At 33.2% G+C, this 12,375-nt stretch carries 9 protein-coding genes; 7 read left to right on the top strand and 2 right to left on the bottom strand.

Going from position 1 to position 12,375, the window contains the following annotated elements:
* Positions 1 to 24: 24 nt before the first annotated feature.
* Together LXH21_RS07840 and LXH21_RS07835 are read right to left on the bottom strand one after the other, a co-directional pair.
* Entirely contained in the window at positions 25 to 1,377 is a 1,353-nt protein-coding gene (locus LXH21_RS07840) for an inorganic phosphate transporter (RefSeq protein ID WP_239864309.1), read from the bottom strand.
* 36 nt (positions 1,378 to 1,413) lie between these two features.
* Positions 1,414 to 2,058 carry a DUF47 domain-containing protein gene (locus tag LXH21_RS07835; protein ID WP_239864307.1) on the bottom strand — a complete coding sequence of 215 codons (645 nt, stop codon included), beginning with the start codon at positions 2,056 to 2,058 and terminating at the stop codon, positions 1,414 to 1,416.
* 378 nt (positions 2,059 to 2,436) lie between these two features.
* Here LXH21_RS07835 and thrA point away from each other — a divergent pair, with 378 nt between their 5' ends.
* The 7 genes from thrA (at position 2,437) to LXH21_RS07800 (ending at position 12,259) form a co-directional block, all read left to right on the top strand.
* Positions 2,437 to 4,887, top strand: a complete 2,451-nt coding sequence (gene thrA, locus LXH21_RS07830; RefSeq protein WP_239864305.1) for a bifunctional aspartate kinase/homoserine dehydrogenase I — start codon at positions 2,437 to 2,439, stop codon at positions 4,885 to 4,887.
* Between the two features lie 86 nt (positions 4,888 to 4,973).
* A complete protein-coding gene (locus tag LXH21_RS07825; RefSeq protein ID WP_239864303.1) occupies positions 4,974 to 5,894 on the top strand; it encodes a homoserine kinase in 921 nt (306 codons plus the stop codon).
* 81 nt (positions 5,895 to 5,975) lie between these two features.
* Positions 5,976 to 7,265 carry a threonine synthase gene (gene thrC / locus LXH21_RS07820; RefSeq protein WP_239864301.1) on the top strand — a complete coding sequence of 430 codons (1,290 nt, stop codon included), beginning with the start codon at positions 5,976 to 5,978 and terminating at the stop codon, positions 7,263 to 7,265.
* Positions 7,266 to 7,534: 269 nt separating this feature from the next.
* The gene (locus LXH21_RS07815) at positions 7,535 to 8,077 is read left to right on the top strand and encodes an RNA polymerase sigma factor (RefSeq protein WP_239864299.1); all 543 of its coding nucleotides are present in this window, start codon (positions 7,535 to 7,537) and stop codon (positions 8,075 to 8,077) included.
* Between the two features lie 107 nt (positions 8,078 to 8,184).
* Positions 8,185 to 8,619 carry a DUF1440 domain-containing protein gene (locus tag LXH21_RS07810; RefSeq protein WP_239864297.1) on the top strand — a complete coding sequence of 145 codons (435 nt, stop codon included), beginning with the start codon at positions 8,185 to 8,187 and terminating at the stop codon, positions 8,617 to 8,619.
* A 456-nt stretch (positions 8,620 to 9,075) separates the two neighbouring features.
* Complete coding sequence (locus LXH21_RS07805; RefSeq protein WP_239864291.1) at positions 9,076 to 9,843, top strand: phosphatase PAP2 family protein; 768 nt, start codon at positions 9,076 to 9,078, stop codon at positions 9,841 to 9,843.
* A 7-nt stretch (positions 9,844 to 9,850) separates the two neighbouring features.
* Positions 9,851 to 12,259 (top strand): TonB-dependent receptor domain-containing protein, encoded by a 2,409-nt coding sequence (locus LXH21_RS07800; RefSeq protein ID WP_239864289.1) that lies wholly within the window; start codon positions 9,851 to 9,853, stop codon positions 12,257 to 12,259.
* Positions 12,260 to 12,375 lie beyond the last annotated feature (116 nt).

Raw genomic sequence — 12,375 nt, 5'->3', positions numbered from 1 at the left:
GATTTAATTAATAGTATTTATAGATTATATAAACATATTTAAAATATAATAACACAAGGCAGCTAATAATCCTGATACAGGAATCGTTAAAACCCAAGCCCATAATAAACTTACGGTAACTCCCCATCGTACTGCAGAAACGCGTTTTGTTAATCCAACACCAATAATAGAACCAGTGATTGTATGAGTTGTACTAACCGGTACTTTAAAATGCTCTGTAAAATATAATGTTAAAGCTCCTGCAGTTTCGGCTGCAACACCTTCAAATGAAGTTACTTTCGTGATTTTAGAACCCATTGTTTTTACGATTTTCCAACCTCCACTTAATGTACCAATTGCAATCGCGGTATAACATGCCAATGGAATCCACTCTGGCATAACGCCTCTAATACCTTTTTCGTCATCTGGAAGTACTACTTGTAACCAATCTGGAAGTGTATTTATATCAACACCGCTCTTACTGATGTATACTGCTACAGCTGCAGCAATGATACCCATTACTTTTTGTGAGTCGTTACCACCGTGACCTAAACTGAAGGCTGCAGAGGATAGTAACTGCATTTTTCTCAACACCGCATCTGCTTTATGCAAATTTAAACTACTAAAAACCAGCGCAAATGTAGAAATAGAAAGTATGATGAAAGCAACCAAAAACCATTTAATGTTGTGTGATTCAAATACCACACTCCAAAAAACCGAAGATTCAAAACGAGGTTCTGAAATCTCTTCAATGGGAATCATCTGAGTATATACAAAAACAATTGATGCAAGCATTAAAATTACTGTAAAGACTTTGGGCATAATTGTTTTCTTGGAAGCATTAAGTAACCAAATCGAAATCAAATAAGACATAAGTGCTCCTAATAAGGGTGCAAGTACAATAAATGCGATAATGATAACAACTCCAGAGGGCATACCTCCATCTTTACCTGCTTTGTACCAACTTACAATATTATACCAGTGTTTGGTATGCTCCACTCCATCTTCAATAATTGTGTAATCAGAGAATCCGTGGGTTGCGATAGCATGTGCTATAGCAGCACCTGCAAAACCTCCAATTAAAGTATGTGAGGAACTTGAAGGAATTCCTTGCCACCATGTGATTAAATTCCAAATGATTGCCGCGACAACTCCTGCAAGAATAACGGTCAAGTTGATTTGGCTGGAGTCTGCCGTCTTAGCAACGGTATTTGCAACACCTAAACCAAATACCCAATACGCTAGAAAGTTAAAGAAGGCTGCCCAAATAACAGCTTGAGTTGGCGAAAGAACCTTGGTAGCAACTACAGTAGCAATGGCATTTGCAGCATCGTGAAAACCATTGATGTAATCAAAAATCAAGGCCAATACTATAATAACTATTAGTAGAGTAAACATAATTTTAATTAAAAGATTAAAAAATTTTCGAAATTCTTAAGAGTGCTTCACAGCAATCGTCTCTAGAACACTAGCAACGCTCTTACATTTATCTGTTGCTGTTTCCAGAATAGATAATACCTCCTTATATTTTATAATATTTTTAGCATCAGTTTCATTTTCAAAAATTTCGAAAACGGCTTTATTGTAAACATTATCAGATTTGTTTTCTAACTTACTAATTCGAGCACAAGCTTCTGTAATGCTTCTGATATTTTTTAAATTTCTTAATTCTTTTACAGCAGCATCAATATTTTGACAAGCTTCTAAATTAATTTCAGTCAATTTTCGAATAGACTTTGTAATTTTATCTACTTGGTACAAACGCATAATACTTGCAGCACCATGTAATCTATCGGCAACATTGTCAATAGAAGTTATTAGGGAATGAATATCTTCTCTATCAAAAGGAGTGATAAAATTTCTACTTAACTCCAAATTTGTTTGACGCGTGATATCTTCACCTTTTTGTTCCAAAACATCAATTTTTTGAAAAAGTGCTTCTCTTTCCTTCAACGGTAAATTAACTGCTTCATGTAAGTCAGCAGCCAATTCTATTAAATTGCTAGATGCTTCTTCAAAAAGAGGAAAAAACTTTTTGTCTTTTGGAACTAAAAACTGGAAAATACTATTTAATGACATTTTTATCTATTTTAATGTTGTGGGCAAATTTAAATTATTTTTTTTTACTATTCCCTATCTATAATAATAAATCCTAAAGCGCTAATTAATTGATTTACATATGAATTAGCTAAATAAAATTAAATTTAAGAACAAGGCTTTTGCTTTTTTGTAAAAAATACGTACTTTTGAGCGTCACTTATGAAAAACAACAGAAATACATATACTACTCAATTAACAACTTCTACTGAAGTTGTGATTTCTGTTACTTTTACAACAACTACCACCCCGTTGGGGTAAACTTTTCACATATAATCTTATATTTGCATTTTCCTTATTTAAAGGAAAGTCTTGGATGTATAAAAAATTGTACTCTTTTTTTTCAATAAAACAAACAGAATGAAAGTATTAAAATTTGGCGGAACTTCCGTTGCCGATGCACAAAATATTAAATTAGTTTTAGATATCGTTGCCAACAAAGCCACCCAAGATAAATTAGTTGTCGTTGTATCTGCACTTAGTAAAATCACTGATTTACTGCATCTAGCAGCAACTACAGCAGCAGCAAATGATGATAATTATAAAAACATCATAGCTGAAATAGAAAAAAAACACTTAGACACTTTAAAAAATCTTATTCCTGTAAGTCAACAAAGCGGTCTATTAAGTCATATTAAAAGAATCATCAATCATCTTGAAACTTTGTTGGATGGTTGTTACTTATTAGGAGAGCTTTCAACTCGTACTTTAGACACCATTTTAAGTTTTGGAGAATTACTTTCTTCTTACATTATCGCAGAGGCTTTAAAACAAACTTCACCAAACAGCAGTTATAAAGACAGTCGTGAACTTATAAAAACGAACAATAATTTCGGTAGAGCCAATGTGAATTTTGACGTTACCAATTTATTAATCAAAAACTTCTTTGAATCGAATGAGAATCAGGTCGTAGTTATGCCTGGGTTTATCTCATCATCTACAGAAGGTATCAGTACAACTTTGGGTCGTGGAGGTTCTGATTTTACAGCAGCGATTGTTGCGGCAGCAGTGCATGCAGATGATCTAGAAATTTGGACAGATGTCAACGGAATGTTTACTGCCAATCCCAAAATTGTAAAGCAAGCACGTCCTATTGCTACAATTTCGTATCAAGAAGCGATGGAGTTGTCGCACTTTGGTGCCAAGGTTTTATATCCGCCAACAATTCAACCCGTACTACGTCAAAACATTCCCATTTATATAAAAAATACTTTCTCTCCAGAAGAAGAAGGAACTTTCATTTCGAATAATCCTTTACCAAGTGTTAATCCTGTAAAAGGAATAAGTCATATTGGAGGCATCACTTTGATTACACTTGAAGGCCCGGGGATGATTGGAGTTTCTGGTTCATCAAAAAGGTTATTTGAAGTGCTGTCACATGCGCAGATAAACGTAATTTTCATCACTCAAGCATCATCAGAACACTCTATTTGTATAGGTATCATGAACGAAGATGCAGAATTGGCTGAAATAGAAATCAATAAAGCATTCGAAATCGAAATTGCTCAAAATAGAGTTGATCCTTGTATTGTCGAAAAAAATCTATGCATTATTGCTCTAGTGGGCGAAAGCATGAAAAATCATCAAGGATTGAGCGGTAAAATGTTCAGCACTTTAGGGAAAAACAATGTAAATATTCGTGCTATTGCTCAAGGTGCTTCCGAAAGAAATATTTCGGTAGTAATTAATGAGAGAGATGTAAAAAAAGCATTGAACACTTTGCATGAACGTTTCTTTGAAGACAATACCAAACAATTGAACTTGTTTGTAATGGGAGTTGGTAATGTGGGTGAAATCTTCATTTCGCAAATTGCACAACAGAAAAAATTCTTAAAAGAAAACTTAAAAATAAATCTTCGCGTAATTGCTGTTTCGAATTCTAAGAAAATGCATTTTGACGAAGACGGAATCGACTTGAAAAAGTGGAAGGATGCTTTAAATGATAAAGGAGAAACTGCCGATCAAGATCTTTTTGTTTCGAAAGTAAAAGAACTGAATTTACGTAACAGTATTTTTGTAGATATTACTGCCAACGAAGGTGTTTCAAGATTATATGAAAGATTTTTGAAACAAAGTGTTGGTGTTGTTACTTGTAATAAAATAGCTTGTGCTTCTGAGTACAGCAACTATATCAAATTAAAAAATCTTTCTCGTCAATACAATGCTCCTTTCTTATTTGAAACGAATGTTGGTGCCGGATTACCAATCATAGATACCGTAAAAAACTTAATTGCTTCTGGTGATAAAGTGAATAAAATTCAAGCGGTATTATCTGGAAGTTTGAATTTTATCTTCAACAATTTTGACGATAAAAACTCTTTCCATGATGTGGTAAAAGAAGCTGGAGTACAAGGTTTTACAGAACCTGATCCAACTATTGACTTAAGCGGAGTCGACGTTGCTAGAAAGATATTAATTTTAATTCGCGAAAGCGGAAACAAGATGGATATTGAGGAGATTGCAAATGAATCCTTTATGCCTGCTGCTTGTTTGGAAACGACTTCAAACGAAGCTTTCTTTGCTTCTTTGATCGAACATGCTGCTCATTTTGACTCCATTTATAAAGAAGCTTTGAGCAAAGAATCTCGTTTGAAATACGTAGCTCAATTTGAGAACGGTAAAGCTAGTGTTGGTTTACAGTTTATCCCAAAAGATCATCCCTTTTACAATTTAGAAGGGAAAGACAATATTGTACTATTTTACACTGATCGCTATGTTGATCAACCATTATTGATAAAAGGTGCTGGTGCTGGTGCTGCAGTAACTGCATCGGGAATATTCGCAGATGTAATTAGAATCGGAAATATTTAAGAATCTGATTTAAAGTTTTTTTAGTGTAAAATTTTAAGTTATTCAGTAGCCTAAAATTCTTCACTTTAAACCTGAAACAAAAATATATGAATGAAATAAAAGTTTTTTGTCCTGCGACAATCGCGAATCTCTCTTGTGGATTTGATGTCTTAGGTTTATGCCTAGATAATGTTGGGGACGAAATGATTATTCGAAAATCAACAGAGAAAGGTGTACGTATTACCAAAATCGAAGGTGCTGATTTACCTCTTGAAACTGAAAACAATGTAGCAGGAGTTGCTTTATTAGCGATGTTGGAAGAAGTAGAAGTTGACTTTGGTTTTGAAATTGAAATATACAAAAATATAAAAGCGGGAAGCGGAATAGGTAGCAGCGCCGCAAGTTCTGCCGGTGCTGTATATGGTGCCAATGAATTATTAGGCCAACCTTTTACAAGAAAGGAATTGGTCAAATTTGCTATGCAAGGAGAAAAACTGGCGTCTGGTAATGCTCACGCAGATAACGTTGCTCCTGCCCTTTTGGGCGGTTTCACCTTGGTAAGAAGTTCAAATCCTTTGGATATTATTAAAATTGAAAGTCCGTCACTATTATATGCTACAGTAATTCACCCTCAAATTGAATTAAAAACATCAGATGCTCGCTCGGTATTGAAACAAACAGTTTCTTTAAAAAGTGCCATCACTCAGTGGGGAAATGTTGGTGGTTTAATTGCTGGTTTATACACTCAAGATTATGAATTAATCGGACGATCTCTGCATGATGAAATAATTGAACCGCTGCGTTCTGTTTTAATTCCGGGCTTTGATTTAATCAAACAAGCAGCCTATGAACAAGGTGCATTGGGTTCTGGAATCTCTGGTTCTGGACCGTCTATATTTGCACTTAGCAAAGGAAAAGAAACTGCCGATAAAGTAGCGAAAGCTATGTGTGCTGTTTATGACAGTATTAATTTACCTTACGAAATTCATGTATGTAAAGTAAATGATGAAGGAATGAGAGTTATTTAAAAATAATAGAAAATAAGGAATTACGGTTTAGATTTTTGCTAAAAATAACTAAATCTTACTTTTACTAATCCTAGAATTAAAATGAAATACTACAGTTTAAATCATAACGCACCTAATGTTTCTTTTGAAGAAGCAGTAATAAAAGGATTGGCTTCTGACAAAGGTTTGTACTTTCCTGAAAGTATTAAACCGTTGCCAAAAGGCTTTTTTGAAAATATTGAAAATTTAAGTAATGAAGAAATTGCCTTCGCGGCGATCGAGCAATTTGTTGGAGACGAAATCCCAAAAGAGAAATTAAAAGAAATTATTACCGAGACTTTGTGTTTTGATTTTCCGGTAGTTCCTGTTGAAAAAGGAATTTACTCATTGGAATTATTTCATGGTCCAACGATGGCTTTTAAAGATGTTGGTGCAAGATTTATGTCTCGCTGTTTGGGTTATTTTAATCGTGATAAAAAAGACAGTAAAAATACTGTACTTGTTGCTACCTCTGGTGATACAGGTGGTGCTGTTGCTAGTGGCTTCTTGGGAGTTAAAGGTGTTGAAGTAATTATTCTTTACCCTTCTGGAAAAGTAAGTGACATTCAGGAAAAACAATTGACAACATTAGGTCAAAACATTATAGCGCTAGAAATAGATGGTATGTTTGATGACTGTCAAGATATGGTTAAAAAAGCATTCTTAGACGAAAGTTTAAATCATAAAGGATTAACATCGGCAAATTCGATCAATATTGCACGCTGGTTACCTCAAATGTTCTATTTTTTCTTTGCCTATAAAGCATTGAAACATCATAACAAAAAACTAATCTTTTCTTGCCCTAGTGGAAATTTTGGAAATATTTGTGCTGGTATTATTGCCAAAAAAATGGGGCTACCGATACATCATTTTGTAGCTTCAACAAATGTAAATGATGCCGTTCCAAGATTTTTAGTAAATGGACTGTACGAACCAAAAGCTTCGATTGCAACAATTTCAAATGCGATGGACGTAGGTAATCCGAGTAATTTTATTCGTATTCAAGAAATGTATAATAACGATTTAGAGCAGTTCAAAAAAGATTTCTCTTCTTATAGTTTTACCGATGCTGAAACAACCGTTGCCATGAAGCACATTTATGGTCTTAATGGTTATGTAGCAGAGCCACATGGTGCGGTAGGATATTTGGGATTAAAGAAAGAATTGGAGTCGCATGAAAATACAATTGGAATTTTCTTAGAAACCGCTCATCCTATTAAATTTCTAGATGTAGTTGAACCTGCACTAAATATTACACTTCCTATTCCTGCTCAAATTGAAGCAGTAATGCACGAGAAAAAAGTAAGTACCAAAATCAAAACTTACGATGAATTAAAAGCTTTTTTAGGCTAATCATTTTTTGTAAGTTAAATATAGAAACGACTAAGATTTGATTCTTGGTCGTTTTTTTTATACGTCTATAAAAACGTTTACGAGATCAAAAAATTACGTAATCTTAAAAAAGTGATATTTAAGAGGGTAAAATTCTTTTGGGTTCGGCTATTTCTTTGTATTTTAAACACAAATAAAACCCACCACACTTTGATTATAGTCAAATAGAAGTTCAGTAAATCCCTTTATAAATTCGCTCTCCATAAAAACAAACATTTAAGGTAACTAAAATGACAGCAGATATAATTAACGACTTGAAAGGCGAAAATAGTAACGCTTACGGTCAACTATATAAAGAATATTTTGGCATGGTAAACCATTTTGTAGTAAACAATAGTGGTCGAACAGAAGATGCTCAAGATATTTTTCAAGATACTATGATGGTTCTTTTAGCAAAGTTACGTGAAGATGACTTCTTATTAACAGCTTCTATTAAAACTTACATTTTGGCTATTTCTAAAAACCTATGGTTAAAAAGTTTAAGAAATGCCAGTCGAGAAACTGAATTTACAGATGTACATGATAACAAATTTTATGAAGAAATAAATCTTGCCATAGAAAACGAAAAAACGTATGTTGACAAACTCCAATCCTACCTACATAAAATCACAAAACATTGTCAAGGACTGATCCACGATATGTTTTTTAAAGAAAAAGCTGTTGAAGAAATTCAAAAAGAGTACGGTTACTCAACTAAACATAATGTTCAAAATCAAAAATACAAGTGTGTTGAACAAATTAGGAAAATGAAAGAAGCAGACGAAAAAAAATAAAATTAAAATTTTTCTGATTCTTTGGGTGATTTTTTTACTTTTTGGGTATTAAGGTATAGTTAGTCAATAATGATCAACTATAATTTATTTAAATAAAATTTAAAATTATGAATAACAAGATCCAAAAATCAGTTTTAGCAGGAATTGTAGGTACAGCAATTATGACTGTTGTAATGATGATAGCACCAATGATGGGAATTCCTAAAATGTCACCACCAGAGATGGTTTCAGGTATGTTAGGGATGCCGCTATTTGTGGGATGGATGATGCATTTCATGATCGGAATTGTATTCGCGATACTTTATACCTTTTTTGTCGCTTCAAAAATTAGTGTAACTAGTTTGTACTTAAAGGGTGCGATTTTTGGAATTATAGCTTTTATTGCTGCTCAGGTTATGATGAAGTTAATGGGGACTATGATGCCTATGCCAGCTATGGAAGGTTCTAAAATACTTTTAGCCATGGGAAGTTTGATGGGACACATCATATTTGGGATTGTAGTTGCAAAAATTGTAAAAAATTCTTATTTCGAATCAAAATAATCAGAGATAGATCAAATTATTCTTATTCTTAAAGTATCGAAATAATAGAAATAGTTCAAAGTTCCATTACAATAATATAATAGGACACTTCCGTTTTAGAAAAAGCTCAGTATTACTATTATCACAAGAATAAAGTTCATTACTACTAGCTAATCAAAGTATTCCTGCTCCTATTTTATAAAAAACAAAAAAATCGACTTGCAACAGCTTGTCGATTTTTTTTATGCTAAAAAATTTCTTCTTGGCTTATGTTAGGGATTGAAGCTAGTCTGCCGTAGCGGATGTGTATAGTAATGCACCCAAAAATTTTCTGTCATCATGAAAAATCCTAATTTAATACAGAATTCACTTTTACATTTGTACTGGTTAATAGTCAAAAAACACCTAACCAACTGACTTCTAGCACTTATCTTATAATTATTTAGTCTTCTAATTTTAAATATAAATAGCATCTATATGAAAAAACAATTGTTCTATACCGCTTATATGCTATACACATTTAGCTATTATGCTCATGCGCAACAGATATTAATTAAAGATAGTATCGTATTTAAAAAAGAAAAGAATATAACTTTTAACTACAAACAATTAATTCTGCCAGTTTCCTTAATGGCTTATGGTGTAATTGGTATCGAAAGTGATGCTATTAAAACTATTAATTCTGGAATTAGAGAAGAGGTTGTTGAGGATATTGATAAAAAAATCACTATCGATGATTTCTCTCAGTATGCACCTGCCTTCTCAGTTTACGCACTGAATAATTTGGGCATCAAAGGTAAAAATAACCTGAGAGATCGTTCTATAATATTAGCAACTTCTTACCTATTAATGACTTCTATTGTTTTACCATTAAAGAGTGTTTCTAATATAAAACGCCCCGATGGCTCGTCTGACAATTCATTTCCCTCTGGACATACTGCTACTGCCTTTGCAGGTGCTGAATTTTTATGGCAGGAGTACAAGGATGTTTCAATCTGGTATGGTATTTCGGGATATGTGGTGGCAGCGGGCACAGGAGCATTCCGTATGTATAACAACCGTCACTGGTTAACTGATGTAACTATGGGAGCTGGTATTGGAATCCTTTCGACAAAAATTGCCTACTGGACATTTCCCTATGTCAATAAACTTTTCCAAAAGAGAAATAGCGAAAATTCTGGAATGATTTCCCCTTTTTACAATGGCAAACAAATGGGGATTGGATTGATCTTAAATACAAAATAATATAATTATGAGTGACCATTTTTTAAAATTCCTTTTCGCTTCTCTACTAATGACCTTTACATCTTGGGGACAAAATAAAACCGTAACCATAACAGGAGTTATAACAGATAAAACTACAAAAACTAGCTTACCGTATGCAAATATTATATTAAAAACATCGCAAAATACTTTTATGATGGGAACAATTACAGATGAAATGGGACGCTTTACATTGACCAATTTAAAATCTGGGAAATATAAAATTGAAGTTTCATCAATAGGTTTTATAACTTATTTGCAGGATTTATATGTGGGAACACTTACCGAATACTTAGATTTAAAAACAATTGAATTATCTGAGAATGTTAATTCGTTAGAGGAAGTCATCGTAACGGCAAAACCTCAAGAGGTTTCTGCTAAAATGGATAAGAAAACCTTTTCGGTGGCGGATAATATTACTCAATCTGGAAGTTCTGTTTTACAAGCGATGCAAAATCTACCTAGTATTACAGTACAAGATGGCAAAGTCCAGCTTAGAGGAAGTGACAAGGTAATGGTACTAATCGACGGAAAACAGACAGCATTAACAGGCTTTGGGAGTCAAAGTGGTTTGGATAATATACCAGCATCTGCTATTGAAAAGATAGAAATTATCAATAATCCATCCGCCAAATATGACGCAAATGGGAATGCTGGAATAATTAATATTATTTACAAAAAAAATAAAAAAGAAGGTTTTAACGGAAATGTTGGGCTAACCTCTGGTTTAGGATCATTATGGGTTCGAAAAGAGAACTTACCAACTATTCGCCCTCAATATACTTTAACCCCTAAAATTAACCCTTCACTTTCACTAAATTATCGCAAAAATAAAATCAACGCCTTCTTTCAGGGAGATCACCTCTATACTGAAACTTTGAATAAAAATGAATTTGTAACCCGAACGTACGACAATGGCGATATTATTAACTCTCAATTAAAACGAAACAGAAATACGCATTTTACAACCATAAAGACAGGCTTGGATATCAATATTCTTGATCAAAATACATTAACCATATCTGGAATGTTTGGAAGTGAAAAAATAATTGATAGAGGCGACCAACCATTTTTTAATGTCGATTTTACAGAGCGCAGAAGGCTTTGGCAATTCTTAGAAGATGAATTAAAGACCACTGTAATGACTTCTACTTCCTATCAACATAAATTTAAAGAAGCTGGAAGATCACTTACTATTGGTTTAAATTATACTTTTCATAGAGAGGATGAAAAATATTTTTACGATAATACCTTAATAGGCTCAACGGGTACAGATTCATTTAAGTTGCTTTCCGATGAAACGGTTTATGATTTAAATGTAGATTATGTAGCACCTTTAAAAAATGGTCGAATAGAAACTGGTTTAAAATTTAGAAAAAGAAATATTCCGACCAATATGAATTTTATTCCTGGACAAAACTCTGTCATAGATGCCGATGCTGGCGGTCCTGCAACCTACAAAGAATTTATTCCTGCAGTCTATGGTAATTATATTTTTGAAAGTATAAAATGGGAAGCAGAACTAGGTTTACGATTAGAGTACGTGGACTTAAATTATATCGTAAATCCGAATCACTCTACTTATAAAAGTGATGGCTATACTTACACCCAACCTTTTCCTAATATGAGGCTGGCCTATAAAATAAACGATGATAACAAGGTATCTGCATTTTTTAATCGACGTGTCGACAGACCTAGCGAGGTGGATATTCGAATTTTCCCTAAATATGATGATGCAGAAATTATAAAGGTGGGAAATCCTGCTTTGAAACCGCAATTTACAAATTCAGTTGAAATCGGTTATAAAAATGCTTGGGAAAAAGGAAGTTTGTACGGCGCTCTTTACCATCGGTTTGCAGATGGAACCATTACAAGAATTTCGAGTACAGTATCTGGAAGTGCTATAATATATGCTACTTTTCAAAATGTAAATAAAAGTTTTAATAGCGGAATCGAGCTCGTTTTATCTCAAGAGATTAGTAAAATTTATAATTTTAACCTTAATATAAATACGTATCGAAATCAAATTGATGCGTTTACCATTAAAAACAAATACCCAAGCACTCACCTATTTTCTGCAGAGAAACAAGTTGCTTATTCTGGAAATTTAAAATGGAATAACAATTTTAAATTTCCGCAAAAAATTGATTTACAAATGACCGCTGTATATTTGGCTCCAGACATTATTCCGCAAGGAAAAGTAAAATCGCGATTCTCCATTGACCTTGGTCTTAAAAAAACTATTCAGAATGGTAAAGGAGCCTTTTTTATAAATGCAACAGATTTATTAAATACTTTAATTACCAAAAAGGAGATACAAGGCAATGGCTTTTATTACAGTAGTAACGATTATAATGAGACACAAGTTATTCGATTGGGATACAGTTACAAATTCTAGTTCAAAATTGTAAAATTTGGAAAGCGTTTAAAACAATTGTTTTAAACGCTTTTTTTTTGGTAATTTAGCCGATTAGTATTACAAGAGTAAAAATATTTCAGGAAAATATAATGGGT

Origin of the sequence: Flavobacterium algicola (assembly GCF_022399565.1) — a bacterium.
GTDB classification, from domain to species: domain Bacteria; phylum Bacteroidota; class Bacteroidia; order Flavobacteriales; family Flavobacteriaceae; genus Flavobacterium; species Flavobacterium algicola.
The sequence above is the reverse complement of the archived record's forward strand: the minus strand, read 5'-3'. Positions and strand labels throughout refer to the sequence as shown.